Consider the following 25,445-nt stretch of genomic DNA (forward strand, 5'->3'; position numbering starts at 1 on the left):
GAATGTTCCCCATAGAATCAACAGCACTAATGGTCTGACAGAGAGTCAGCGCTCGCGCACTCTTTACGTAGTCGTTTTGGAATAATTGGATCCTAGGAACACTTTTGATGCAACGTCGCCTCTTTATCTGCACCGCTACCGCTGCGGCCATCGCCTCTTCATTCTCTGGTCTGAGCTTTGCTCAGGACACATCGCGCCCCATCCGCATCGTTGTGCCATTTCCTCCTGGTGGCCCTACCGATATGGTTCCTCGCAACATGCAAGACGTGCTGCCCAAGCTGCTGGGCGGTCAGTCCGTGGTGATTGAAAACAAGGCCGGTGCTGGCGGCTCTATCGGTATGGCAGAAGTGGCCCGTGCCGCTGATGGCGTGACCTTTGGCGTGGCAACTCTCTCCACCCACGGCGTGAACCCCGCGGTGTTCAAGAAGCTGCCTTATGGCGCAGTGAACGACTTTGTGGGCGTGACAGAAATAGTCAAGGCTCCCGGCGTTCTGCTCATCAACCCCAAAATGATTCCCGTCAAGACGTTTGCCGAATTCGTTGCCTACCTCAAGGCCAACCCCGGCAAGGTGTCTTACGCAACGCCCGGCAACGGCACCATCGGTCACATGTGGGGCGCGCAGTTCCTCAAGAGCACGGGCACCGAAATGCATCACATCCCCTATCGCGGCTCTGCTCCTGCGATCAACGATGTGCTGGGCGGCCAAGTGCCCGTGTATTTCGACCAGGTGAACTCTTCGCTGCCTCACATCAAGTCCGGCAAGGTGCGCGCTTTGGCGGTGTCTTGGAGTGAGCGCCTTGATGTGCTGCCCGAAGTGCCAACCTATGCGCAGGCCGGTCACCTCGACCTGAACGAGCCATCGTGGTTCGGCTTGGTCGCACCCAAGAGCACACCCGTCGCTCAAGTCGAGCGCATGCAAAAGGCGGTTGTCGCCGCTTTGAATGACCCGGCCGTCAAGCAACGCTTGGCTGCTCAAGGTCTGTATCCATCGGGCACATCAAGCGCTGACTTCACCAAGCAAATTAACTCTGAAGTGGCCAAGATGAAAAAAATTGCAGCCACGTCCAATATTCAAATGGACTAAAAAACCAAGAGCAGCTTGCGCCTATCGCAACTGTTTTTGATCACTGCTCTAGACAGCAAAAAGGCCTGCAGATGCAGGCCTTTTTTACGCTGGTAGCTATCAAAATTAATAAGGCCAATGACTACTTGGCACAAGCCTTGAGCGATTTTGGCAGCAGGTTATTGCCTGCCAGCACCATCACATCGCTCTTGAAGCTCGCTGTCGCCTTGGGCAGGCGCAGCGCATAGCTCGTCACCTCGGCGCGCTCTTGCACCACGCGTGCACTGCGCACGCCCTGACGCATCAAGCTCGCTAGCTGGCGCTGTGCCGCATCTTCTGACGAGAAACGGCCCAGCGACAAACCGGGCTCAAAGTTGCCACCTACGCGATCAAAATCCACATTCATCAGGCGCAGTTCAGCGCGCTTGCGATCTCTAAACTCCGCATCGGGGAACTTGCCCATATAGACCATCCAGCGGCCGCTTTGGTGGCTAGGCACCAACTCCCAATCGCCCTTGGCTTTGCTGGCAAGCGCACGGCGAATACTGTCAGCCTGAACTTCTTCAATGCCACTGGCCTGATAGCAGGTCTCAACTTCCTTGACCTCCTTCACTGCCTTGGCTTCTTTCACTTCCTTCGCAGCGACAGGGACGGCTTCAACCTTGGCATCAGGCTGGACGGCTGGCGGAACGTCGGGTTTGGCCTCGGGCTTGATCTCGGGTTTAGCTGCCTGCTCTGGCACGGCTACAGGCGCCGATTCAGGATGAGAAGTCGCTCCAGCTTCTGGCTGAGCCGCCTCAGCAGGCTCGCTATTTCTGGCCCGCTCAACTTCGGGGAGCACCAGCGCGTCGGGTTTGATCTGCTCATGCACTCTCTGCGGCTCAGACTGCACTTCCGGCGTCAGCCCCATGCCGGCCAGATGACCCTGACTCCACAGGTAGTAACCTGCGTTACCAAGCACCAGCAGCAAGAAAATAATTCTCAGCATAAGTCTCCTCGAATATCGTTTTAATTCGGTAGCGGGCTACTCGCCGGGCGCACACTAATTTCTGAGCTGGTCACCGCCTGCACTCCCGCAGGCGTGCGTACCAAAAATCCGCCATCCGCTGCCACGCCTTCGGCCATGCCTGTCGTGCCATCGCTCAGGTTCACCTCGCGCCCCATCAACAAATCACGCTGCTTAAAGCGAGGCATGACAGGCTCAAAGCCGTGCTGTGCAAAGGCCTCAATCTCAGCCACCAACGCCGGCAGTATGCAGCCCAGCGCGGTGGGGGCATCTAACGCCATATCCAGCTCTTGCAAACAGGCTGGGGCCGTGCGCATGCCATCACCAGCGCGCGGGCGAATATTGATGCCAATGCCAATCACCACATAGCGCGGCGCGCTCATATCGTGCTGCTGGCTGCCGACAAAGCTGGCGGTCTCAATCAGAATGCCAGCCAGCTTGCGGTCGCCCTCCAGCCATAAATCATTGGGCCACTTGATGCCAATTTTGGGCCCACGCCCTGCAGCGGGCAGACGGGGCTGCAGGCTCTCAGCGACGCTCACCCCCACGGCCAGCGACAAGCCAGACCAATCCTTGGGCGCCAGCGGCAAGCCCAGCGAAAACATCAGCGAATCACCCACGCCACTAACCCAATTACGCCCTAGTCGGCCACGGCCTTGGGTTTGCTGCTCTGCAATCAGGAGTGTCGGATCCGTCAACCCCGCACGCGCACGGCGCATGAGTTCGGTGTTGCTGGAGTCAATAGTGGGCAGCACCTCCACCGTAAAACCCGGCAACTGCGGTGCAATGGTTTCCCACAAAGCTTCGGCATTCCAGTGAATCGGCTGGGTCATGTCTATCTATCCAAATCTAAAAACCGTCTGCGCACTCAAAAACTGGCGCACTCTGAATCCAGAGACAGCCAGCAAGCGCCGCCGCGCAGCGAAGCTGTCGTCCCCGTCCCGTAGCGCACAGCGCGTAGAGAGAGGGGGAAGCGGCAAAGCCGCTCAGGGGGTGTTGCTAGGCATCGGAGGTTTCCAGCCCCTTTTCGGTGCCAGCATGGTTCCCCGGCAATTTTGCGCGCCGCAGTAGCAAACGTATTCCGCCTTGAGCTTGGCGGTGTAGCGCTCTTCCACCATCAGGCCGTAGTCATAGTTCAACTCTTCGCCCGCTGCAATATTGCGCAGCGCAACGATGTAAACACGGCCATCGACCTCATCGGTATAGCAATTGGGCGCGCAGCTGTGGTTGATCCACCGCGAGGAATTTCCCTTATGCGTGGCGTCAATCACTCGCTCATCATCGACTTGGAAGTAAAAGGTGTGATTGGGCTGACTAGGGTCATGTGGGTGACGGTCTTGGGCTTGCTCCCAGTCAATCACCTCTCCCACATACTCAATAATGGTTTCGCCTTCAGCAATATCCTGCACGGCGAAAACACCTTTACCGTGCACGCCGGAGCGTTTGGCCTGTATGCGACGGCCTGTTGATGGTGCTAAGGATGTGCGGGACATGGTTTCTCTGATACTTTGAATATGCACACATGTGCGCGTACGCGCGCGTGAGAAGCGAATTGTATGAGCCTGAGCACTTGTTCAGACTCAGGTGGTTAATGACGACGAGAACACACAATGAATAAAACCCTGGTGATTGCAGAAAAGCCTTCTGTCGCACAGGACATCGTCCGTGCGCTGACCCCCGTGGCAGGCAAGTTTGAAAAGCACGATGACTATTTCGAAGCCGACAACTATGTGGTGACCAGTGCGGTCGGCCACTTGGTGGAGATTCAGGCGCCTGAAGAATTTGACGTCAAACGCGGCAAGTGGAGTTTTGCCAATCTGCCGGTCATCCCCCCGCGCTTTGACTTGAAGCCTGTGGACAAGACCAAGACCCGCCTGAACGCGGTGGTCAAGCAGGCCAAGCGCAAAGACGTGACTCAACTCATCAACGCCTGTGATGCGGGCCGCGAAGGTGAGTTGATCTTCCGCCTGATCGAGCAATACGCCGGTGGCGCCAAGGACGGTCTGGGCAAGCCCGTGCAGCGCCTGTGGCTGCAGTCGATGACGCCACAAGCCATTCGTGACGGCTTTAACAATCTGCGCAGCGATGCGCAGATGCAGGGCTTGGCAAGCGCCGCGCGCAGCCGCTCTGAAGCCGACTGGCTGGTGGGCATCAATGGCACCAGAGCCATGACGGCCTTTAACTCGCGTGATGGCGGCTTCTTCCTCACCACCGTGGGCCGCGTGCAGACGCCAACCCTGTCGCTGGTGGTGGAGCGCGAAGAAAAAATCCGCAAGTTCATCAGCCGCGATTATTGGGAAGTACACGGCAGCTTCAACGCGCAGGCCGGCTCTTACCTGGGCAAGTGGTTCAACCCGCAGTGGAAGAAGAGCGACGACGCCGAGGCCAAGGCCGACCGCCTGTGGAACAAGGCAGAGGCCGATGCCATTTCCGCCACCGTGCAGGGCAAGCCCGCCACGGTGACGGAAGAGAGCAAACCCACATCGCAAGCCTCGCCCCTGCTGTTTGACCTGACCAGCCTGCAGCGCGAGGCCAATGGCAAGTTCGGTTTCTCCGCCAAGACCACGCTGGCACTGGCCCAAAGCTTGTATGAGCGCCACAAGGCCCTGACCTACCCACGTACCGATTCGCGCGCCCTGCCCGAAGACTATCTGCCCGTGGCCAAGGAAACCTTTGGCATGCTGGCCAGCAGCGATATGCGCCATCTGGCACCGTTTGCCCAGCAAGCCATCAAAGACAACTACGTGCGCCCCACCAAGCGCGTGTTTGATAACAGCAAGGTGTCCGATCACTTTGCCATCATCCCGACGCTGCAAGCGCCTAGTGGCCTGTCTGAGGCAGAGCAAAAGCTGTACGACTTGGTCGTGCGCCGCTTTATGGCCGTGTTCTTCCCCAGCGCTGAATATCAGGTCACCACCCGAATCAGCAAGGTGGAGCAGCATTCCTTCAAGACCGAAGGCAAGGTGCTGATTAAGCCGGGCTGGTTGGCCATCTACGGCAAAGAAGCTGCCAATGAAGTAGAAGAAGCCAAGGAAGGCGACAAGGGCCAGCCGCTAGTGGCCGTGCAGCCGGGCGAACGCCCCCTGACCGACCGCGCTGATGTGAAGGCGCTCAAGACCAAGCCGCCCGCGCGCTACTCTGAAGCGACGCTGCTGGGTGCGATGGAAAGCGCCGGCAAGCAAATCGACGACGAAGAGCTGCGCAGCGCCATGCAGGAAAAGGGTCTGGGCACGCCAGCTACGCGCGCGTCCATCATCGAAGGCCTGATTACTGAAAAGTACATGCTGCGCGAAGGCCGCGAGATGCTGCCCACGGCCAAGGCCTTTCAGCTGATGACGCTGCTGCGCGGGCTGGAAGTCGAAGAGCTGTGCCGCGCCGACCTGACGGGCGAGTGGGAATACAAGCTGTCGCAGATGGAAAAGGGCGAGCTGTCGCGTGAAGCCTTCATGCAGCAGATTCAGGCCATGACCGAAAAGCTGGTCAAAAAAGCCAAGGAATACGACCGCGACACCATCCCCGGTGACTACGCCACGCTGGCCACGCCCTGCCCCAATTGCAGCGGTGTGGTGAAAGAAAACTACCGTCGCTACGCCTGCACAGGCGCCAATGGTGCCAGCGAAGGCTGCGGCTTCTCGTTCACCAAGTCGCCCGCTGGCCGCACGTTTGAAACCGCTGAAGCCGAGCAACTGCTGCGCGATCGCCGCATTGGGCCGCTGGAAGGCTTTCGCTCCAAGGCCGGCTGGCCGTTCACGGCTGAAGTGGCCATCGTGCACGACGAAGAAGCCAAGAACTACAAGCTGGAGTTCGACTTCGGCGACGACAAGGACTCGGAAGATACCGGCGAAATCGTGGACTTTGCCAGCCAGCAAAGCCTTGGCCCCTGCCCCAAGTGCGGCTCAAACGTGTTTGAGCATGGCGCCAATTACGTCTGCTCCAAGGCCGTTCCTACGCTGGATCAGGCCACGCCTAGCTGCGACTTCAAGAGCGGCCAGATCATTTTACAACAGCCCATTGAGCGCGAGCAAATGACCAAGCTGCTGCAGACCGGCAAGACCGATCTGCTGGAGAAGTTTGTCTCCAACCGCACACGCCGCAACTTCAAGGCCTTCCTGGCCTGGGATGGCGCTGCGGGCAAGGTGAACTTCGAGTTTGAGCAGCGCGAAAGCAAGTATACCGCCCGAAAGACTGCTGGCGCTGCTACTAAAACCACAGCAGCTGCCGCAAAGAAGACGGGCGCTGCAGCCAAAAAAACTGCTACCAAAACTGCGACGAAAACAGCCGCTAAAACCGCCACCAAAACGGCAGCGGCCAAGACCCCAGCGGTCAAAAAGCCCCGCATCGTCAGCGCCACGCTAAAACCCAGCGCTGACTTGGCAGCAGTGATTGGCGACGCAGCCACTTCGCGCCCCGAGGTCATCAAAAAGCTGTGGGACTACATCAAGGCCAACAGCCTGCAAGATGCCAAGGACAAGCGCGTCATCAATGCCGATGCCAAGCTCAAGCCCGTGTTTGGCAAGGACCAGGTCAACATGTTTGAGCTGGCCGGTATTGTGGGCAAGCATGTGAGCTAAGCCACACGATCACCGCCTGAATCGGTACAAAGCCTCCGTCTTCTTTTGAAGGCGGGGGCTTTCTTCATGCTGCTCCCTAAATTCTCACTACCCAATTCTTGTAAGAACAGGCTGATTGTTTTTGTAATTACTTGAAATAAAACAGATTTTGACTATTGATGTCGCCACATCAATAGACTCAATACCTATTATTTGTCCCACCAAGGCAAGTACGCCTCATCCCCATTTTTAAGGAGTTCGCATGCGTTCATGGAAAAAAACAGCCCTCTCTATGGCCATCGCCGGTCTCGGCAGCATGGCGCTGGTGGGATGTGGTGATGACAAGAAACCGGATGCAAACCCAAGCGCTGCGTCCACGGCTGCTGCAACCCGTGCAAAACCTGCAGCAGATGCATCGCAAGAGCAAACCAAGACGCGCAACGCCTACACCCAAGCCTATAACGCCATGATTGATGACAATCGTGCGGTCGCGGCTTACTACCGCAGCTACCAAAAGCAGAACATCAATGGCAAGGGCCACAACGACCACTCCTTCTACGGTGGCCCCGATGACATCGAGCGCAAAATCAAGCCCATCAAGGAGTCGCGCGCTGCGGGCTCTGGTGATGCCCAGCTCGATGCAGCTGCCGACAATGTGGTGGCCGCAGGTGAAAAGCTGATTGCTGTCTGGACGCCTCTGGTCCCCTATTTCAAGGGCAAGGGCTTCCTTGAAGACAATTGGGCCAAGGCCAAGGAAAACGACCCCGCCATGACGGCAGGTTTTGAAGGCATGCTCGCTGCCATCGACAAGCTGGGCACCGAACTCGATCGCGTGCAAGACCAAAAGCAGCAGGAGCGCCTAGCCAAGTACAAGGCTGATGGTGATCTGCTGATGTTCAACCTCTCCACAGCCATGAGCCAGGCCAAGAAGCTGGTCAACGGTGTGGACAAGACCGACAGCCTGCAGAACAAAGCTGAAGTCGCCAAGGTCGATGCCATTGTCAAGGAATTGGAAACCACGCTGGAAGCCTTCAACAAAGCCATCGCCGATGAAAAAGCCAAGAGCGGTAAAGACCCGCACTACAACTACAAGTTGATATCAGACAAACTGAGCACCTTGGTTGGCTCCTGGCGCACGCTCAAAAGCAACCCCACGCAAAACGGCTATCGCAACCTGGTGGGTTACTACAACGATGCTGTGGGCTATATGGGCAGGGGCTTCGAGCGATAAATTCGAAAGGTGCGCCGTTACACGCTCTGCGCCTGAACCACGTACCAACCCATGCACCAACGCTGCCTGTGAAAACAGGCAGCGTTTTTTCATGCCGCGGTCATTCCCATGACACCTGAGCCCGCTGCAATCCGCTATAAGTGTCAATATGCAACTGAACCATGACCTGCTGATGGAGCGCCCCGCGCGCCAAGTCTCCCTATCGGGAGCCTCCAACTTCCGCGATTTGGGCGGATATCAGGGCCTTGACGGCCGCCGCCTGCAATGGGGAAAGCTGTACCGCTCCGCCCATCTGGCACATCTCACGCAGGACGACCTGCAGCAACTGCAAACGCTGGGCATCAACCGCAGCGCAGACTTTCGTGGTGAGGATGAGAGCAATAACTACGCCTATGCTTGGCCACGCATTGCACGTAATGCACTGGTCGTTGAGCCCACCGTGATTCAGCGCGCTCACTCCCTAATGGAGCAAGGTCATCATATGAGCGCTGGCGATACGCAAGAGTTGATGCATGACACCTACCGCAGCTTTGTGAATGTCTACGGTTACCGCTTTGCACAGTTCTTTACGTTGCTGCAAAGAAGCGATGAGCCGCTGGTCTTTCACTGCACCGCCGGCAAAGACCGCACGGGCTGGGCTGCTGCCCTGCTGCTAACGGCTCTGGGTGTCAATGAAGAACAGATCATGGAAGACTATCTGCTCACCAACCAGTACTTCAAGCGCCCCACACATGTCTTCGGAACCTTGAGTGAAGAAGCTCTGGATGCGCTGTGGCGTGTGCAGCCCTCGTATCTGATGGCCTCGGTCGATACCGTGCGAGCCCAGCACGCCAGCGTGGACCGTTACCTCACTGAAGTGCTCGGAGTGGACAGCGCTGCACGCGAGCGACTGGCTGATTTGTATTTAGAAGCTTGATCAAAATTAATAGCATCAAGTCCATATAAACACTAGACCTGATGGCCATTTAATGGATAAATCCAGTTACAGCACCCGACCTGTAAGCCGTTACCATAGCTCTATACACCGCAACGAATGCGGGCAAGGAATGCACCATGCGTAAATGGCTCACACTCGCCGCCGCAGCAGCCACACTGGCGCTGACAGCTTGTTCTGGCACCATGCCAGCCTCCTCTTCTTCCAACTCATCTTCCAGTTCAGGCAGCAAGGTAGAAGTGTTTGGCACGATTGATACCAATATCAGCCACACCCGGTAAGCCTGCTGCTTTAGCGGCTTTCAACGGTTAGGCGCAAAAAAGCCCGCTGTGCATCACGCGCAGCGGGCTTTAGATTTTTAGACGGGCGTAAAGCCTGTCTAGATGTTTGACTTAGCGGCCAACGTTAGCGTCAGCCACGGTCAGCGCTGTCATATTCACAATGCGGCGCACGGTGGTGCTAGGTGTTAGCACATGCACTGGCTGCGCGGCTCCCAGCAAGACTGGGCCAATCGCAATACCACCGCCAGCGGCCTGCTTGAGCAGGTTGTAGCTGATGTTGGCCGCATCAATATTGGGCAGCACCAGCAAGTTAGCATCACCCAGCAGCGTGCTGTTAGGCATCAGCTTGGCGCGGGCCTTGCTGTCTAGCGCCACGTCGCCATGCATCTCACCATCAACTTCCAGCCAAGGCGCTTGCTCGCGCAGCAGCTCCAAGGTCTGGCGCATCTTCACAGCACTCGGCTGGTTGCTGGAGCCAAAGTTGGAATGGCTCAGCAGCGCTGCCTTGGGCTTGATGCCTAAGCGCATCATTTCCTCAGCGGCCATCACGGTGATCTCGGCGAGTTGCTCGGCGCTAGGATCGTAGTTGACGTGGGTGTCCACCAAGAAGACTTGGCGATCTGGCAGCAGCAAGCCGTTCATGCAGGCGTAGTTGGTCACGCCGCTGCGCTTGCCAATCACTTGATCGATGTAGTTCAGGTGAACATTGGTGTTGTTCCAGGTACCGCAAATCAGGCCATCAACTTGGCCCTTGTGCAGCAGCATGGAGCCAATCAGCGTCAGGCGGCGGCGCATTTCGATCTTGGCAATGGGCTCGGTTATGCCCTTGCGCTCGGTCATGCGGTGGTAGGTCTTCCAGAAGTCGCGGTAGCGCTCGTCATTTTCGACGTTGACCACGTCGTAGTCCTGACCTTCTTTCAGGCGCAGGCCGAACTTCTCAATGCGCTGGGCAATGATGGTGGGGCGGCCAATCAAAGTCGGGCGCGCAATGCGCTCGTCCACAACGATCTGGGCGGCGCGCAGCACGCGCTCTTCTTCGCCTTCGGCATAGGCAACGCGCTTCTTGGCGGCCTTCTTGGCCGTCATGACGATGGGCTTCATCATCGTGCCGGAGGCGTAGACAAAGGTTTTCAGATGCTCGATATAAGCATCCATGTCCTGAATCGGGCGCTTGGCTACACCCGCTTCTGCGGCCGCCTTGGCCACAGCAGGAGCGACGATCAGCATCAGGCGCGGGTCAAACGGCTTAGGAATCAGGTACTCAGGGCCAAAGGTCAGGGCTTCACCGACATAGGCGGCAGCCACTTCTTCGGACTGCTCGGCCTGCGCCAAATCCGCAATCGCGTGCACAGCAGCAATTTCCATCGAGGTAGTGATGGTGGTCGCGCCGCAATCGAGCGCACCGCGGAAAATGTAGGGGAAGCACAGGACGTTGTTGACCTGATTCGGGTAGTCCGTGCGGCCCGTGGCGATGATGGCGTCGTCGCGCACCGCCTTCACATCTTCGGGAGTGATTTCGGGGTTGGGGTTGGCCAGCGCAAAGATGATGGGCTTAGCCGCCATCTTTTTGACCATGTCTTGCTTGAGCACATTGCCGGCAGACAGACCCAGGAAGGCGTCAGCGCCTTCAATGACTTGGCCCAGCGTGCGCAAATCGGTCTTTTGGGCGAACAGCTCTTTATCGGGGTCCATTAGCTCGGTACGGCCTTCATAGACCACGCCAGCAATGTCGGTCACGAACACGTTCTCGCGCTTCAGACCCACTTCCAGCAGCAGGTTCAAGCAAGCCAGTGCGGCAGCGCCAGCGCCCGATGCGACCAGCTTGATCTCGCCAATGTTTTTGCCTGCCACCTTCAGCGCATTGACCATGGCCGCCGCAACGGTGATGGCCGTGCCATGCTGGTCGTCGTGAAAGACGGGAATGCTCATGCGCTTGCGCAGCTCGCGCTCTACATAAAAGCACTCAGGGGCCTTGATGTCTTCGAGGTTGATAGCGCCAAAGGTAGGCTCCAGCGCTGCAATGACTTCAACCAGCTTTTGGGGGTCTTTTTCGTTGATTTCGATGTCAAACACATCAACGCCAGCGAACTTTTTGAACAGAACGCCTTTGCCCTCCATCACCGGCTTGGAAGCCAGCGCGCCAATGTCGCCCAGACCTAAAACCGCCGTACCGTTGGAGATCACGCCCACCAAATTGCCGCGGCTGGTGTACTTATAAGCAGCATCCGGGTCTTTGACGATTTCTTCGCAGGGCGCAGCCACGCCGGGCGAATAAGCCAGTGCCAAATCATGCTGATTGGCCATGGGCTTGGTGGCGGTAATAGCCACTTTGCCGGGCTTGGGGAACTCGTGATATTCCAAAGCGGCCTGACGCAGCAGCGCACGCTTGTCGATCGAGGTGATTGGGTTTTTGTCGGACATCAACGGTCTCCAGCTCGCAATTTGAGGCACCCGCAGTAAGGACTCTCTCAGGGCGCGTGGCCCGGCCCTCTTTCACACTGCAGATGAAGGAATCAGGTTTTCGATTGTAGGCTGAGCGCTATCAAAAACACTCCGTAGTTGTACAAGCCCGCGGGTCAAACAGCTGTGACTTTGCGATATGAAATCCAGCCCAGCCATGGCCCCACACCCCCCCATTCAAGAGGGGCACGGCTATCATTCTCGACTGCTGAAAAGCCTTATTCCCCTCTAGAGAAAGCCTGCTCCTTCAATGCTGCCCCGCCACAACGATCCCATTGCCGCCATTGCCACTGCCCCGGGTCGCGGAGCCGTGGGCATTGTGCGGGTTTCAGGCAAAGGTATAGCGCCACTGGTCAAGCTGCTCTGCGGCAAAGACCTCAAGCCGCGTGAGGCGACGTACCTGCCCTTCAAAGATGCCGCCGGTGCGCCCATCGATCATGGTCTGGCCCTCTACTTTCCCGGCCCGCACAGCTATACCGGCGAAGACGTGCTGGAGCTGCAAGCCCACGGAGGCCCTGTGGTGCTGCAACTGCTGCTGGCACGTTGCCTTGAAGCGGCACAAACCGCTGATGCCGAAGGTCAATCAACGCTGAGCGGCCTGCGCCTAGCCCAGCCCGGTGAATTTACCGAGCGCGCTTTTCTGAACGACAAGATCGATTTGGCGCAGGCCGAAGCCATTGCCGACCTGATTGACGCCAGCACCGAAGCGGCTGCGCGCAGCGCCAGCCGCTCTTTGTCAGGCGCCTTCTCGCAAGAAATTCATGTGCTGCGCGATGCCTTGGTGCATTTGCGCATGCTGGTGGAAGCCACGCTGGACTTCCCCGAAGAAGAAATCGACTTTTTGCAAAAAGCCGATGCCTTTGGCCAGCTAGAGCGCCTGCGCACCCAAGTTGCAGCAGTTTTAGCCCGCGCCCATCAAGGCGCGCTGCTGCGCGAAGGCATTAAGGTGGTGATTGCAGGCCAGCCCAATGCGGGCAAAAGCTCTCTGCTCAATGCACTGGCAGGGGCAGAGCTGGCCATCGTCACCCCTATTGCCGGCACCACCCGCGACAAGGTGCAGCAGACCATTCAAATTGAAGGCGTGCCCCTGCACGTGATCGACACCGCCGGCCTGCGCGACAGTGAAGATGAGGTGGAGCGCATTGGTATTGCCCGCGCCTGGGAAGAGATTACGGCTGCCGATGCTGTGCTCTTCTTGCACGACCTGACCCGTGCAGAGCAAGCCGACTATGCCGGCGCAGATGCAGAAATTGCCTCCACCCTGCAGCAAAAGCTGCCAAGCCAAGTGCCGGTCATCCATGTCTGGAACAAAACCGATATGGCTGCAGCCGATGTTCAGGCCCGCCACGTGGCCCAGCTAGATTCTGATTCAGGCCAGATTGCCTTGTCTGCCCGCACCGGCGATGGTCTGGATGCTTTGCGCAAGCGCCTGCTCGAAGTCGCTGGCTGGCAGTCTGCCCCCGAGGGCCTGTACCTCGCCCGCGCGCGCCATGTTGAAGCACTGCAAGCCGTAGAAACACATCTAGAAATCGCTGACGAGCAACTCGCTGCCCAAGCCGCACATCTGGACTTGCTGGCTGAAGAGCTGCGCCTGGCTCAGACTTCGCTGAACTCCATTACGGGCGAATTCAGCTCCGATGATTTGCTGGGAGTGATCTTCTCGAGCTTTTGCATCGGCAAGTAAGCCACTTACAACGCACCCCGCTTATCTGGCGGGTATAAAAAAACGCCACCTTTTGAGGTGGCGTTTTTTTTTCAGCGCAGTGCTTACTTGGTCTCAGCAGCCTTGCCAAACTTAGGCAGGTTGAACTGAGGCGGCACACCCATGCGGGTATTGATGATCCACTGCTGGGCAATGGACAAGATATTGTTCGTCAGCCAGTACAGCACCAGACCCGAGGGGAAGAAGAAGAACATCACGCTGAACATCAGCGGCATGATCCACATCATCTTGGCCTGCATTGGATCTGGAGGAGCGGGGTTCAGAGCCGTCTGCAGCAGCGAAGACAGCATCATCAGCAGTGGCAAGATGAAGAACGGGTCGGGCATCGACAAGTCATGAATCCAGCCAATCCAAGGTGCGTTGCGAATTTCAACGCTGGACTGCAGCACCCAGTACAGAGCCATGAACACAGGCATCTGAATAATGATGGGCAAGCAGCCACCCATAGGGTTGACCTTCTCTTCACGGTAGATGCGCATCATCTCTTGCTGCATCTGCTGAGGCTTGTCCTTCAAGCGCTCACGCATTTCCATGATCTTGGGGTTGATGGCCTTCATCTTGGCCATCGACGAGTAGGCCTTGGCATTCAACCAGTAGAAGGCAATCTTCAGCAGCACCACCAGCGCCACGATAGACCAACCCCAGTTGCCAATGAACTTGTGCAGCTCAGCCATCAACCAGTACAAAGGCTTGGCCAAAATTGTCAACCAGCCATAGTCCTTGACCAGCTCTAAACCGGGCGACAGCTTTTCCAGCAGAGGCTCGATCTGAGGGCCAGAGAACAGGCGCGAATTCACGCTCTTGGTCTCGCCGGGTTGAACCATGCCCACGGGCGTGATCATGCCCACGGCATAGAGGTTGTCGCCCACTTTGCGCACGAAATTGTCGCGTTGCTTGCCATCAGCCAACAGCCAAGCGCTGGCGAAATAGTGCTGCACCATAGCTACATAGCCAGTGGTAGCAGACTTATCGACTTCAGCCTTGTTGTTCTCGATTTCCTTGAACTCGACCTTGTGGTACTTCTTGGCTTCGGTGTAAACCGCTGGGCCCGTGAAGGTGGAGTAGAAGGTGGATTCATGCTCAGGCTTGTTGCCATCACGCACCAGCTGCATGTACAGCTGTGGGTTCACAGCAGTAGAGCCGGTGTTGACCACGTCGTGCTGCACATCCACCACGTAAGCGCCGCGCTGGAGTGTGAAGGTCTTGATCAGCTTCACGCCACCCATGTCGGCAGACTCAAAGCGCACTTGCACGCTGTCTTGGCCGTCTTTGAGTTCACGCTCGCCGGGCACCACATTCATTGCAGTCTTGTGGGTGGGGAAATTGCCACCAATCAGACCGGTTTGACCCATGTACACGCGCTTGGCATTCTCTTCAAACACTTGCATGAGCTTTTTCTCATCCACGGTGTCGGAGTACTTGAGCAACTCAGAATGCTTGATGGTGCCGCCTTCGCTGTCGAAGGTCAGGCTCATCACATCGCTGGTTACCGTCACGCTCTGACGAGGTGCGGCGGACGCAGCAGGCTGAGCGTTAGTACCAGTGGCAGTGCCGGGCACATCACCAGCAGAACCGGTGACTGCGGCCTGAGGCACGCTGACATCAGCGGGCTTGACGTCATCAGCCGCTGGTGCGCTCGCGGTCTGCGGCGTGGGGAAGAAGGTGGGCTGTTTGCCGTTATGGATTTGCCACTTGTCCCAGAGCAAAACCATGGAAAAGCCAAATATCACCCACAGTATGGTGCGGCGAATATCGTTCATGAAGACTTCTTAGGTGAGGAAGGTTGGGTGGTCGCGGAAGAGTCCGAAGCGTTTCCTAGAAAGGAAAACAGCTTGGGCTTTTGCTGTGGCACGGGATCATGCCCTCCGTCACACCACGGATGACAACGCGCCAAACGGCGCAGCGTCAGATAAGAGCCTACAGCAGCGCCGTGTTGCTCCAGCGCTTGAAGGGAATAAGCCGAACAAGTCGGCTCAAAGCGACAAGCTGAACCCAGCCAAGGGCTGAGCAGCAACCTGTAGCCACGCACCAAGCCCATGAGCAATCGCTGCATCATGATTGGTGCTCCACTTGGCTTACTATTAAATCAGTAGCACTCTGTCCTTGATTATCAAGGACTTCAGGCTTTTTCTTCTTAAAACCTGTATCAGCCTCAGTCGCTGGACGCGGTTGCGTCAAACGGCGTGCGGCCGATGCAAAAAGCTGCTGCAACTCCTGGCGAACAGCTGCACTGAGCTGCTCCGAAGTGGCACTCACAAATTGCTGACGGTCAAACCCCGAACGCAGGCGCACCACATACGAAGCACGCAGCAAAGCGGCTTCGTAATCCGTGGCCACGGCATAAATTTGGCGTTTGATCGTGTGGCGCGTCACCGAGCGTTTCGCCCAGCGCTTGGGCACCATAGCGCCCAGCCAAGCCTGCCCACGTACAGCACCAACGCCAAACAGGGCCTGCGGATCGGTAGATCCGGGCCCTGTCTTGGGGTTGGCAACCATCTCCGTCACCTCAGCAGCCAGCTCCATACGGTGCAAGGCGAAATGAGGAGTGCGGGCAATCGTGCCCGCGGACATGGTGGCCTGGAATTGCGGACGCGTTTTCAGCTTTTGCATAAGAGAGCCTCCAATCAGAGGTCTTTAGCGCAGCGAAGATGCAGACCGCTAGCCAACGCTGGCCTTAGACAGCCAGGCGCTTGCGGCCCTTGGCGCGACGTGCGTTGATCACGGCACGGCCACCCTTGGTCTTCATGCGAACCAGAAAACCGTGGGTACGGGCGCGGCGAATCTTGGAAGGTTGGTAAGTACGTTTCATGTTGGTTCCTTGAGAAGGTTCAGTATTTGCGTCGGCAAGGCGCTTTATTTGCGCCCGACCATCCAGGTTTTGCGCCGCACACTCTTACCGTCAAGTCCGACATTTTTTCACATGTCGAGCATGTCATCGGGCTTGAAGGCAATAAACGGAACAAAGCACTCGCCGCAGCGCAAAAACCACTGGGCGCGCGCGCACAAAAATTGGCGCCCGGCTCATATCACCCTGAACACATTCAGGGAAACCTGCGATTATCACAGTGTTGAGCCTTTGATGCAATGACCTTTAAAATTGTCATGCACTTATGAGGCATTGGACCTGGCAACAGGCTTTGTCAGAGATTCTTTACAAACAGCGCACTGTCAATCTATTAGTATGTGCTGCCTATTACGCACCGGGGCCGGGGATAGCCTTCTGATACTTTGTGGATAACTTCCGTAAAAGCTACAATACAAGCCCCGCAACTGTTCCTCCTATCCACAATTAGATTTTTGACAATGACAGAGGAACCAACCAATGATGCAGGCCAAGCCCTGTGGCAGGTCTGCGTGGAGCAAATGGGCCAAGAAATGCCCGAGCAGCAATTCAACACATGGATCAAGCCGCTTACCGCTCTAGTTGCCGAAGACTTTTCCAAGGTCACCGTTTACGTGGCCAACCGCTTCAAGCTGGACTGGATTCGTGCCCAGTACGCTGGCCGCATCTCGGCCATGCTGGAGTCACTGTATGGCCAGCCCGTCACCCTTGAGTTAGCACTTGCTCAGCGCGAAAGCGTGGTGCGTACTTATGTGCGCCCACCGTCTTCTTCTTCGCAGCAGTTGGCACCTCAGACACTCAATGTGTCCGTTCCCACGGTAACTGAAGAAGCTAGCGCCCCGGTGTTCCGCACCCGCCTGAACCCCGCTCTCACATTCGAGACGCTGGTCGAAGGTACGGCCAACCGCATGGCTCGTTCCGCAGCTATGCATGTGGCTGGCTCGCCCGGCCATCTGTACAACCCGCTGTTTATCTACGGCGGTGTTGGCTTGGGTAAAACCCACTTGATGCACGCTGTGGGTAACCAGTTGCTCAAGGACAAGCCGGACGCCAAGATTCTCTATATCCACGCAGAGCAATTTGTCTCGGATGTGGTCAAGGCCTATCAGCGCCGCACCTTTGATGAGTTCAAAGAACGCTATCACTCGCTCGATCTTTTGTTGATCGACGATGTGCAGTTCTTTGCCAACAAAGACCGCACGCAAGAAGAATTCTTCAACGCCTTCGAAGCCCTGCTGACCAAGAAGAGCCATATCGTGATGACGTCGGACACCTACCCCAAGGGTCTGGCCAATATTCACGAGCGTCTAGTATCTCGCTTCGACTCCGGCCTCACGGTCGCGATTGAGCCGCCTGAGCTGGAAATGCGCGTGGCGATTTTGATCAACAAGGCCCGCGCTGAGAACGCCGATATGCCTGAAGAAGTCGCCTTCTTCGTGGCCAAAAACGTGCGCTCCAACGTGCGTGAACTCGAAGGCGCGCTGCGCAAAATTCTGGCTTATTCGCGCTTCAATCAAAAAGAAGTGTCGATTCAGCTGGCCCGCGAGGCGCTGCGCGATCTGCTCAGTATTCAAAACCGCCAGATTTCTGTGGAAAACATCCAGAAAACGGTGGCTGACTACTACAAGATCAAGGTCGCTGACATGTACAGCAAGAAGCGCCCGGCCAGCATTGCACGCCCACGCCAGATTGCGATGTACTTGGCCAAGGAGCTGACGCAAAAGAGCTTGCCTGAGATTGGCGAGCTGTTTGGCGGGCGCGACCACACAACGGTGCTGCACGCGGTACGCAAGATATCTGGCGAGCGCCAGACCAATACTGAGCTGAACCAGCAATTGCATGTGTTGGAGCAAACGCTCAAGGGTTGATGAAAACTCCCCCATGAATGTCACTCACACACGGCAAAATGGGGAATTCACGCGGCATGAGGGAGCGTCCGCCCCGCCCTGCGGACGCCGCCGCGTCAAACAAATGCGCACTTAATTCACAGAGGTTGACATGATCGTCCTGAAAGCCACACAAGACAAAGTTCTCGCGGTCCTGCAATCAGTGGCCGGCATCGTCGAACGCCGCCACACGCTGCCTATTTTGGCCAATGTGCTGATCAAAAAAACAGGCAACGCGCTGCAACTGACGACCAGCGATCTGGAAATCCAGATCCGCACCACCGCTGAGCTGGGCGGCGACGCTGGCGACTTCACCACCACCATTGGTGCCCGCAAGCTGATCGACATTTTGAAGACCATGCCCGGCGACCAAACCGTGAGCCTGGAGACGCAGCAAGCCAAGATGATTTTGAAGGGTGGCAAGAGCCGCTTTACGCTGCAGACCCTGCCCGCAGAAGACTTCCCGCTGGTGCAAGAATCTGCCGCCTTTGGCCCCGCTTTCAGCGTGCCGCAAAAAGTGCTCAAGGACTTACTGGGCCAAGTGTCCTTTTCCATGGCGGTGCAAGACATTCGCTACTACCTGAACGGTATTTTGTTTGTGGCTGAAGGCAACACACTGAGCCTGGTTGCCACTGACGGTCACCGCTTGGCATGGGCCAGCGCCACGCTGGATGTGGAAGTGCCCGTCAAGCAAGAAGTCATTTTGCCGCGCAAGACCGTGCTGGAAATGCAGCGCCTGCTGAGCGACGCCAGCGGTGACAACCAGCCCGTCATCGAGATGCAATTTGCCAGCAATCAAGCCAAGTTCACCTTTGGCGGCATGGAGTTTGTGACCAAGCTGGTCGAAGGCAAGTTCCCTGACTACAACCGTGTGATCCCCAAGAACCACACCAACAGCGTGACTCTGGGCCGCGCACCGCTGCTGGCATCCCTGCAGCGCACGGCCATCATGACCAGCGACAAATTCAAGGGCGTGCGCCTGTCGGTTGAGCCCGGCACGCTGCGCGTCGCATCCAACAATGCCGAGCAAGAAGAGGCGATGGATGAACTCGATATCGACTACGGTGGCGACACCATTGAAATCGGCTTCAACGTGACCTATTTGATCGATGTGCTCACCAATATGAGCCAAGACATGGTCAAGATCGATCTGCAAGATGGCAACAGCTCCGCGCTGGTCTCCATCCCTGAGAACGAAAGCTTCAAGTACGTCGTGATGCCCATGCGCATCTAGGCGCGCAAAACGCAGCCTACCCCTTCCATTGCCTGAAAAACATGAGCAGCTAGCGCTGATAAAACATGTGTTTCAGGCAAGTATTCATTTGAAAGTTATGCAAGTCAGGGACATGTAGCTTCTGACTTGATAGCAGCAAGGTAATTTCATGACCGAAGAGAACAAGCCAGACACCCCAACCACCGCTGATACAAGCGGCTATGGCGAAGGTTCAATCCAGATTCTGGAAGGCCTGGAAGCCGTGCGCAAACGCCCCGGCATGTACATCGGTGATACGTCTGACGGCACCGGTCTGCACCACTTGGTCTTTGAGGTCGTGGACAACTCCATTGACGAAGCACTGGCTGGCCACTGCGACGACATTTTGGTCACCATCCACGCAGATGGCTCGCTCTCCGTCATTGACAACGGCCGTGGCATTCCCACCCGCGTGAAGATGGACGACAAGCACGAGCCCAAGCGCTCGGCTGCTGAAATTGCGCTGACCGAACTGCACGCTGGTGGCAAGTTCAACCAAAACAGCTACAAAGTCTCGGGCGGTCTGCACGGTGTGGGCGTGTCTTGCGTGAATGCACTGTCCATCTGGCTCAAACTCACCGTCAGCCGTGACGGCGTGCGCCACGAAATCGACTTCTCGCGCGGCTTTGTGCAAAACCGCCTGATCGAGGTGGTCAACGGCGTTGAAGTCTCGCCCATGCGCGCAGTCGGCGCATCCGACAAGCGCGGCACCAAGGTGCACTTCTTGCCCGACCAAGAGATCTTTAAAGAGAACTTCGAGTTCCGCTACGAGATTTTGGCCAAGCGCTTGCGCGAACTCTCCTTCCTGAACAACGGCGTGCGCATTCGCCTCAAAGACGAGCGCGACGGCAAGGAAGACGACTTCTCTGGCGCCGGTGGCGTGCAAGGTTTTGTGGAGTTCATCACCAGCACTAAAAAGGTGCTGCACCCCACCACGTTCCATGCTGAAGGCACACGCCCCGCCGAAACGTACGGCGGCATTCCCGGCACCGAAATCGGTGTGGAAGTGGCCATGCAATGGAACGACAGCTACGCCGAGCAAGTGCTTTGCTTCACCAACAACATCCCCCAGCGTGATGGCGGTACCCACCTGACCGGCCTGCGCGCCGCCATGACCCGCGTGATCGGCAAGTACATCTCCGACCACGAACTGGCCAAAAAGGCCAAGGTTGAAGTCACCGGCGACGACATGCGCGAAGGCCTGTGCTGCGTGCTGTCCGTCAAGGTGCCTGAGCCCAAGTTCTCCAGCCAGACCAAGGACAAGCTGGTCAGCTCTGAAGTGCGTGCGCCCGTGGAAGATATCGTCGGCAAGCTGCTGACCGAATTCCTCGAAGAAAAGCCCAACGACGCCAAGATTCTCTGCAACAAGATTGTGGATGCCGCCCGCGCCCGTGAAGCGGCCCGCAAGGCCCGCGAAATGACGCGCCGCAAGGGCGTGCTGGACGGCATGGGCCTGCCCGGCAAGCTGGCGGATTGCCAGGAAAAAGACCCGTCGCTGTGCGAAATCTACATTGTCGAGGGCGACTCCGCCGGCGGCTCTGCCAAGCAAGGTCGCGACCGTAAGTTCCAGGCCATCTTGCCCCTGCGCGGCAAGATCTTGAACGTAGAAAAAGCCCGCTACGAAAAGCTGCTTTCCAGCGCCGAAATCATCACGCTGATCACCGCTTTGGGCACCGGCATCGGCAAAGTCAGCGAAGATTCGGGCAAGAGCAGTAGCGACGACTACAACGTCGACAAACTGCGCTACCACCGCATCATCATCATGACCGATGCGGACGTTGACGGCGCCCACATCCGTACTCTGCTGCTGACCTTCTTCTACCGCCAGATGCCCGACCTGGTTGAGCGTGGCCATATCTACATTGCTCAGCCACCGCTGTACAAGGTCAAGAACGGCAAGGAAGAGCTGTATTTGAAGGACGGCCCGGCCCTCAACAAGTACTTGCTCAAAATCGCGCTGAACAACGCCAGCGTGGCCACAGGCGGAGCCAATGCGCGCACCATCGAAGGCGAAGAGCTGGCCAAACTGGCCGACATGCATCTGGCCGCTGAAACCGTGATTGAGCGCCTGTCCAACTTCATGGATGCCGAAGCCCTGCGCGCCATTGCCGATGGTGTACAAATCAAGCTCGACACTATCGAAGAAGCCCAGATCTGCGCACCCATTCTGGAAATCAAGCTGCGCGAACTCACCACCACCGGCGTGCCCGCCGATGTGACGGCTGAGATCGACCCACACAGCGAGCATCCAATTTTGCGCATCAGCCGCCACCACCACGGCAATATCAAGAGCTCCATTCTCACGCAAGACTTTGTGCGCAGCAACGACTACGCCGCTTTGTCTGCAGAGGCTCAGCATTTCAACGGCCTGCTCAGCGATGGTGCCAAGGTACACCGCGGTGAAGGTGAAAAAGCAAAGACTGAAAAGGTCGGCGACTTCCGCCAAGCCATGACGTGGCTCATCAGCGAAGCCGAACGCACCACAGGCCGCCAGCGCTACAAGGGTCTGGGTGAAATGAACCCCGCTCAGCTGTGGGAAACCACCATGGACCCCAACGTCCGCAGCCTGCTGCAAGTCAAGATCGGCGACGCCATCGAAGCCGACCGCGTCTTCACCATGCTCATGGGTGACGAAGTAGAACCACGTCGAAATTTCATCGAAGAAAACGCCCTGCGCGCTGGCAATATCGACGTCTAAAAAAATAGCACGCTATCAAGCGCCCAACTAAGGTTGGGCGCTTTTTTATTGGTACAAAGTTTATGAAATCCTCCATCCGAATCGTCGATGTAGATCGACTCGAAACCTGGAGCCTGTACAAGGCTGGCATGTGCGACAGCTGCGCCGCCAACTGCTGCACCATGCCGCTAGAAGTGCGCCTGCCTGACTTGGTACGCCTTGAGCTGGTGGACCCGTTTGAGGTCGAGAACATCGAGCCAAAATTGATTGCCAAGCGCCTGATGAAGATGCGCTTGATTGACCACTTCAACCCCAAGCACGAGATCTTCACCATGGCCCGCCGTGCAGGCGGGGACTGCAATTTTCTGGACAAAAACACGCGTCGCTGCACCGTGTATGAAAAGCGACCCGAAACCTGCCGCCAGCACCCTAAAAAAGGCCCCAAGCCGGGTTTTTGTGCTTATGGCAACAAGGCGCTTTCATAAAGAAAAGCTGCATTCAATTCCTGGCAAGATCAGGACATGGAGACATCACAAAAAAACCAGCCTTGGAGCGGAGCAGAAGTTCGGGCAACCATACAAAGTTATTTGAATATGCTGCAACAAGAGCTGGCCGGACAGCGCTACAACAAGACGGCCTGTCGACAGCTTTTATTCGAGCAGCTGAACGGTGTTCGCTCGTTTGCATCGATTGAATTCAAGCACTGCAATATCAGTGCAGTTATGCGTCTTCTTGGCTACCCCTACATCAAAGGCTATCAGCCACGATCCAACTTCCAAGCGTTGTTGCTGCAGGAAGTAGAGTCGCAGCTTCAGCAATACACGACGCTGGAAGCTGTCGTGCAGTTTGCGGTCACTCAGCCTGCCGTTGAGTTCCTCACTCCAGCCTTCGATGCAGTACAACAAGAGCCACCTAAACGCACCGATAAAGCTGCAGAGTCCACTCCACATTACGCACTGCGCAGTACATCTCAGCGCGACTATCTCGCCCAAGAAGCACGAAACCGTTCCCTGGGTTTAGCAGGCGAAAAATTTGTGATGACTTTTGAACAATGGAAGCTTGAAAAGCAGGGTCTGCACAGACTAGTAAATAAGGTCGAGCATGTTGCTTTATCTCAAGGGGATGGGTTGGGTTTTGATGTGCGCTCCTTCGACAGTTGTGGCAAAGAAAAGCTGATTGAAGTAAAGACCACCAGCTTTGCGAAAGAAACTCCGTTTTTTGTCACCCGCAATGAGTTGCAGGTGTCACAACGAGAGTCATCGCGTTTTCACCTTTACCGCCTTTATGACTTTAGAAATCGACCTCAGTTGTTCGATCTTCCGGGTGCAATTGATACCCATTGCCAGCTAGATGCCCAAAACTTTCGCGCCAACTTTTAACGATTACCAAGCACTCACACATCCGTCAAAGAAGGCAGCCAGATGCGCGCCATCATGCCTGGGTGGCTGTTGTGAAAACTGAGCTTTCCACCATGCAGCTGAACGATAGCGAGCACGCTGGCAAGGCCCAGCCCGTAACCGTGTCGATCGGATTCAGCGCGGTAAAAACGGGTTGTCATTTGCTCCAAGGTCTGGGCGTCTGCACCTGGGCCTTTGTCGCGTACGGTGATCTCTACGCCCCATGCTCCATCGCTGCCATTTTCCTGAGCAGAACCGGCGGTCAACAGCACGTCAGCGCCGTTAGCATCAGTGGTTGAAGCTCCGTATTTGATAGCGTTATCGACAAGATTGGATATGGCGCTGGCGATCAAATCACCGTCGCCCAATGCCTGTACACCGGCCTGCACATCCAGCCTCAGCGCACCGCCTGCGTCTTCCACCAGCGGTTCATAAAAGTCCACCACATCGACCAGCAAAGCCTGTAAATCAACGGGTGCGAAACGCTTACGACTGGCACCACTTTCGACCTCTGCGATCTGCAAAAGTTTTTCAAAAACCACGCCAAGTTCGGCCACTTCTTCGGCCACCAGCGCCAGCGTTGCGGACTGCATTTCGGGGCTAGCCTGCTGCGCATTGCGAAGGCGTAGAAGAATGCGCGTAAGCGGTGTTCTGAGGTTGTGCGCAATGCTGTTGGAGACATGGCGTATGCCCTCCATCAACTGCTCGAGCCGGTCGAGCATGGCGTTGATATCGCGATTAAGCAGCGTGAATTCATCGCCGCGCTGATCAACCGGAATGCGCTGGCGCAAATCACCGGCCGCCACGCGAGACATGGTGCTGCGAATGGCGGCAGCGCGCTCATCTACCACACGCCTGAAGACCATGGCACCAATCAGGGCCATGACGCAAGCCGCAATGACGGCCAGCAAACTGGCCTGGCCAAACAGCTCTTCCATATCACGCTGCAGCTGCATGTCGCTGCCGGCGGCCAGCAAGTTTCCATTGGGCATTTCGACCACGGCAACACGCCCGACGATCAGCCTCCCACCGCGCTTGACGGTCAACTCACGCACGCCCATGGTGGTGAGTTTTCGGTGCGGAAAAACCTCGGCATTGCTGACGATGGGCTCGCCATCATGGTCCATCAGGATGAGAATTTCCGTATCGGTGTTCACACCATCACGAATGGTCTGCAGAATTTCGCTTTCCAGCGCTCCGGGGCCATATTTGGCAGAGTGCTCCATCAATCTGCGCACATGGTTTTCGGCCTGTTTATCGAGCCGCACGCGCACCACGCCCACGGTCTGCACATAGAAGACCGCCAGCACGATGGTCATGGTCAGCACCATCAAAGCGCCGTAGCTGAGTGCCAGCCTGAAGGCCAGCGAACTCCATGGTCTGGAGCCCTGCATCAAACCACCTCAGGCAGATCTTGCGGTTGATCCGAGAGGCTGTAACCCACGCCGCGTACGGTGTGGATCAGCGGTGTTGGAAAGCCTTTGTCCACCTTGCTGCGCAGGCGGCTGATGTGGACATCAATCACATTGGTTTGCGGATCAAACCGGTAGTCCCAGACCGACTCCAGTAGCATGGTGCGCGTGACGATCTGGTGCGCGTGCTGCATGAGAAATGCCAGCAGACGAAACTCTCGCGGTTGCAGCGAAAGCGGCTGCCCTGCCCGTTCTGCGCTGCGCGAGATGAGGTTGACACGCAGGTCTGCCAGATACATCTCGCGTGTAGGTGCAGGGATCTGTGCGCGGCGCACCAGTGCTTCAAGCCGGGCAGACAATTCAGAAAAAGCAAAGGGCTTGGTCAGATAATCATCGCAGCCCGCACGCAGGCCGCGCACTCTCTCATCTGTAGCAGACAATGCACTCAGCACTAGGACTGGCGTCTGTTTTCCTATAGAACGTAACGTCTGCAAAATTTGCAATCCGTCAAAGCCATTGGGCAGCATGCGGTCGAGGATGATGACGTCCCAGCTCTCTCCCACTGCCTGTGCAATACCTTGCACACCATCACCGCAAACACTGACTTGCGCACCTTGCTGGCGCAGCCCTTCAGCGATGTAACGCGCGTTGAGCGCATCGTCTTCGATGATCAGGTAACGGTACATGCGATCTCGGTCTGCCGTGGGGGGATGAACACTATAAGCCGTGG

General features: G+C 56.8%; 21 protein-coding genes. 11 read left to right on the top strand and 10 right to left on the bottom strand.

The window, feature by feature from the left end:
• Window positions 1–107 precede the first annotated feature (107 nt).
• Window positions 108–1,085: a tripartite tricarboxylate transporter substrate binding protein gene (locus KUF54_RS11665; RefSeq protein ID WP_219342988.1), complete on the top strand. Its 978-nt coding sequence runs from the start codon at window positions 108–110 to the stop codon at window positions 1,083–1,085.
• A gap of 121 nt (window positions 1,086–1,206) precedes the next feature.
• Here KUF54_RS11665 and KUF54_RS11670 read toward each other — a convergent pair whose 3' ends face one another.
• From KUF54_RS11670 to KUF54_RS11680, 3 genes are all read right to left on the bottom strand, one after another.
• Window positions 1,207–2,052: an SPOR domain-containing protein gene (locus tag KUF54_RS11670; protein WP_219342989.1), complete on the bottom strand. Its 846-nt coding sequence runs from the start codon at window positions 2,050–2,052 to the stop codon at window positions 1,207–1,209.
• A 20-nt stretch (window positions 2,053–2,072) separates the two neighbouring features.
• A complete protein-coding gene (locus tag KUF54_RS11675) occupies window positions 2,073–2,903 on the bottom strand; it encodes a biotin--[acetyl-CoA-carboxylase] ligase (RefSeq protein ID WP_219342990.1) in 831 nt (276 codons plus the stop codon).
• 153 nt (window positions 2,904–3,056) lie between these two features.
• On the bottom strand, window positions 3,057–3,563 hold the full coding sequence (locus KUF54_RS11680; RefSeq protein WP_219342991.1) for an SET domain-containing protein: 507 nt from the start codon (window positions 3,561–3,563) through the stop codon (window positions 3,057–3,059).
• A 117-nt stretch (window positions 3,564–3,680) separates the two neighbouring features.
• Between KUF54_RS11680 and KUF54_RS11685 the strand changes: the two genes are divergently transcribed.
• The 4 genes from KUF54_RS11685 to KUF54_RS11700 all read left to right on the top strand — a co-directional run bounded on the left by KUF54_RS11685 (window position 3,681) and on the right by KUF54_RS11700 (window position 9,066).
• Window positions 3,681–6,641: a DNA topoisomerase III gene (locus KUF54_RS11685; RefSeq protein ID WP_219342992.1), complete on the top strand. Its 2,961-nt coding sequence runs from the start codon at window positions 3,681–3,683 to the stop codon at window positions 6,639–6,641.
• Between the two features lie 241 nt (window positions 6,642–6,882).
• Entirely contained in the window at window positions 6,883–7,851 is a 969-nt protein-coding gene (locus KUF54_RS11690; protein WP_219342993.1) for a DUF3829 domain-containing protein, read from the top strand.
• A gap of 148 nt (window positions 7,852–7,999) precedes the next feature.
• Window positions 8,000–8,767: a tyrosine-protein phosphatase gene (locus KUF54_RS11695; RefSeq protein ID WP_219342994.1), complete on the top strand. Its 768-nt coding sequence runs from the start codon at window positions 8,000–8,002 to the stop codon at window positions 8,765–8,767.
• A gap of 137 nt (window positions 8,768–8,904) precedes the next feature.
• The gene (locus tag KUF54_RS11700) at window positions 8,905–9,066 is read left to right on the top strand and encodes a hypothetical protein (RefSeq protein ID WP_219342995.1); all 162 of its coding nucleotides are present in this window, start codon (window positions 8,905–8,907) and stop codon (window positions 9,064–9,066) included.
• Between the two features lie 111 nt (window positions 9,067–9,177).
• On the opposite strand, the gene KUF54_RS11705 is transcribed toward KUF54_RS11700, so the two are convergent.
• A complete protein-coding gene (locus KUF54_RS11705; RefSeq protein ID WP_219342996.1) occupies window positions 9,178–11,487 on the bottom strand; it encodes an NADP-dependent malic enzyme in 2,310 nt (769 codons plus the stop codon).
• 289 nt (window positions 11,488–11,776) lie between these two features.
• On the opposite strand from KUF54_RS11705, the gene mnmE reads away from it, so the two are divergent.
• Complete coding sequence (gene mnmE, locus KUF54_RS11710) at window positions 11,777–13,210, top strand: tRNA uridine-5-carboxymethylaminomethyl(34) synthesis GTPase MnmE (protein WP_219342997.1); 1,434 nt, start codon at window positions 11,777–11,779, stop codon at window positions 13,208–13,210.
• Window positions 13,211–13,293: 83 nt separating this feature from the next.
• On the opposite strand, the gene yidC is transcribed toward mnmE, so the two are convergent.
• The 4 genes from yidC to rpmH form a co-directional block, all read right to left on the bottom strand.
• On the bottom strand, window positions 13,294–15,009 hold the full coding sequence (gene yidC / locus KUF54_RS11715) for a membrane protein insertase YidC (RefSeq protein ID WP_219342998.1): 1,716 nt from the start codon (window positions 15,007–15,009) through the stop codon (window positions 13,294–13,296).
• Window positions 15,006–15,305, bottom strand: a complete 300-nt coding sequence (yidD, locus tag KUF54_RS11720) for a membrane protein insertion efficiency factor YidD (protein ID WP_219342999.1) — start codon at window positions 15,303–15,305, stop codon at window positions 15,006–15,008. Before yidD ends, yidC begins: the two co-directional genes overlap by 4 nt.
• Window positions 15,302–15,859: a ribonuclease P protein component gene (locus KUF54_RS11725; protein ID WP_219343000.1), complete on the bottom strand. Its 558-nt coding sequence runs from the start codon at window positions 15,857–15,859 to the stop codon at window positions 15,302–15,304. Before KUF54_RS11725 ends, yidD begins: the two co-directional genes overlap by 4 nt.
• A 64-nt stretch (window positions 15,860–15,923) precedes the next feature.
• On the bottom strand, window positions 15,924–16,058 hold the full coding sequence (gene rpmH / locus KUF54_RS11730) for a 50S ribosomal protein L34 (protein WP_003060014.1): 135 nt from the start codon (window positions 16,056–16,058) through the stop codon (window positions 15,924–15,926).
• A 494-nt stretch (window positions 16,059–16,552) separates the two neighbouring features.
• Here rpmH and dnaA point away from each other — a divergent pair, with 494 nt between their 5' ends.
• The 5 genes from dnaA to KUF54_RS11755 all read left to right on the top strand — a co-directional run bounded on the left by dnaA (window position 16,553) and on the right by KUF54_RS11755 (window position 23,285).
• Window positions 16,553–17,959: a chromosomal replication initiator protein DnaA gene (dnaA, locus tag KUF54_RS11735; RefSeq protein WP_219343001.1), complete on the top strand. Its 1,407-nt coding sequence runs from the start codon at window positions 16,553–16,555 to the stop codon at window positions 17,957–17,959.
• Window positions 17,960–18,089: 130 nt separating this feature from the next.
• Window positions 18,090–19,211 carry a DNA polymerase III subunit beta gene (gene dnaN, locus KUF54_RS11740; protein ID WP_219343002.1) on the top strand — a complete coding sequence of 374 codons (1,122 nt, stop codon included), beginning with the start codon at window positions 18,090–18,092 and terminating at the stop codon, window positions 19,209–19,211.
• 148 nt (window positions 19,212–19,359) lie between these two features.
• A complete protein-coding gene (gene gyrB / locus KUF54_RS11745; RefSeq protein ID WP_219343003.1) occupies window positions 19,360–21,927 on the top strand; it encodes a DNA topoisomerase (ATP-hydrolyzing) subunit B in 2,568 nt (855 codons plus the stop codon).
• A 62-nt stretch (window positions 21,928–21,989) separates the two neighbouring features.
• Window positions 21,990–22,391: a YkgJ family cysteine cluster protein gene (locus tag KUF54_RS11750; protein WP_219343004.1), complete on the top strand. Its 402-nt coding sequence runs from the start codon at window positions 21,990–21,992 to the stop codon at window positions 22,389–22,391.
• Window positions 22,392–22,427: 36 nt separating this feature from the next.
• A complete protein-coding gene (locus tag KUF54_RS11755; RefSeq protein WP_255576057.1) occupies window positions 22,428–23,285 on the top strand; it encodes a DUF3883 domain-containing protein in 858 nt (285 codons plus the stop codon).
• Between the two features lie 14 nt (window positions 23,286–23,299).
• Here KUF54_RS11755 and KUF54_RS11760 read toward each other — a convergent pair whose 3' ends face one another.
• Both KUF54_RS11760 and KUF54_RS11765 read right to left on the bottom strand, forming a co-directional pair.
• Window positions 23,300–24,697 (bottom strand): HAMP domain-containing sensor histidine kinase, encoded by a 1,398-nt coding sequence (locus KUF54_RS11760; RefSeq protein WP_219343005.1) that lies wholly within the window; start codon window positions 24,695–24,697, stop codon window positions 23,300–23,302.
• Window positions 24,697–25,401, bottom strand: coding sequence for a response regulator transcription factor (locus tag KUF54_RS11765; protein ID WP_219346383.1), 705 nt, complete (start codon window positions 25,399–25,401; stop codon window positions 24,697–24,699). The genes KUF54_RS11760 and KUF54_RS11765 overlap by 1 nt, the downstream gene beginning before the upstream one ends.
• Window positions 25,402–25,445: the final 44 nt, after the last annotated feature.

Origin of the sequence: Comamonas sp. Y33R10-2 (assembly GCF_019355935.1) — a bacterium.
Taxonomy (GTDB): Bacteria; Pseudomonadota; Gammaproteobacteria; order Burkholderiales; family Burkholderiaceae_C; genus Comamonas.

Excerpts from the sequence above, each read along its gene's own strand:
- KUF54_RS11665 (WP_219342988.1), top strand. The coding sequence starts at position 108 with ATGCAACGTCGCCTCTTTATCTGCACCGCTACCGCTGCGGCCATCGCC.
- KUF54_RS11670 (WP_219342989.1), bottom strand. The coding sequence starts at position 2,052 with ATGCTGAGAATTATTTTCTTGCTGCTGGTGCTTGGTAACGCAGGTTAC.
- KUF54_RS11675 (WP_219342990.1), bottom strand. The coding sequence starts at position 2,903 with ATGACCCAGCCGATTCACTGGAATGCCGAAGCTTTGTGGGAAACCATT.
- KUF54_RS11680 (WP_219342991.1), bottom strand. The coding sequence starts at position 3,563 with ATGTCCCGCACATCCTTAGCACCATCAACAGGCCGTCGCATACAGGCC.
- KUF54_RS11685 (WP_219342992.1), top strand. The coding sequence starts at position 3,681 with ATGAATAAAACCCTGGTGATTGCAGAAAAGCCTTCTGTCGCACAGGAC.
- KUF54_RS11690 (WP_219342993.1), top strand. The coding sequence starts at position 6,883 with ATGCGTTCATGGAAAAAAACAGCCCTCTCTATGGCCATCGCCGGTCTC.
- KUF54_RS11695 (WP_219342994.1), top strand. The coding sequence starts at position 8,000 with ATGCAACTGAACCATGACCTGCTGATGGAGCGCCCCGCGCGCCAAGTC.
- KUF54_RS11700 (WP_219342995.1), top strand. The coding sequence starts at position 8,905 with ATGCGTAAATGGCTCACACTCGCCGCCGCAGCAGCCACACTGGCGCTG.
- KUF54_RS11705 (WP_219342996.1), bottom strand. The coding sequence starts at position 11,487 with ATGTCCGACAAAAACCCAATCACCTCGATCGACAAGCGTGCGCTGCTG.
- mnmE (WP_219342997.1), top strand. The coding sequence starts at position 11,777 with ATGCTGCCCCGCCACAACGATCCCATTGCCGCCATTGCCACTGCCCCG.
- yidC (WP_219342998.1), bottom strand. The coding sequence starts at position 15,009 with ATGAACGATATTCGCCGCACCATACTGTGGGTGATATTTGGCTTTTCC.
- yidD (WP_219342999.1), bottom strand. The coding sequence starts at position 15,305 with ATGATGCAGCGATTGCTCATGGGCTTGGTGCGTGGCTACAGGTTGCTG.
- KUF54_RS11725 (WP_219343000.1), bottom strand. The coding sequence starts at position 15,859 with ATGCAAAAGCTGAAAACGCGTCCGCAATTCCAGGCCACCATGTCCGCG.
- rpmH (WP_003060014.1), bottom strand. The coding sequence starts at position 16,058 with ATGAAACGTACTTACCAACCTTCCAAGATTCGCCGCGCCCGTACCCAC.
- dnaA (WP_219343001.1), top strand. The coding sequence starts at position 16,553 with ATGACAGAGGAACCAACCAATGATGCAGGCCAAGCCCTGTGGCAGGTC.
- dnaN (WP_219343002.1), top strand. The coding sequence starts at position 18,090 with ATGATCGTCCTGAAAGCCACACAAGACAAAGTTCTCGCGGTCCTGCAA.
- gyrB (WP_219343003.1), top strand. The coding sequence starts at position 19,360 with ATGACCGAAGAGAACAAGCCAGACACCCCAACCACCGCTGATACAAGC.
- KUF54_RS11750 (WP_219343004.1), top strand. The coding sequence starts at position 21,990 with ATGAAATCCTCCATCCGAATCGTCGATGTAGATCGACTCGAAACCTGG.
- KUF54_RS11755 (WP_255576057.1), top strand. The coding sequence starts at position 22,428 with ATGGAGACATCACAAAAAAACCAGCCTTGGAGCGGAGCAGAAGTTCGG.
- KUF54_RS11760 (WP_219343005.1), bottom strand. The coding sequence starts at position 24,697 with ATGCAGGGCTCCAGACCATGGAGTTCGCTGGCCTTCAGGCTGGCACTC.
- KUF54_RS11765 (WP_219346383.1), bottom strand. The coding sequence starts at position 25,401 with ATGTACCGTTACCTGATCATCGAAGACGATGCGCTCAACGCGCGTTAC.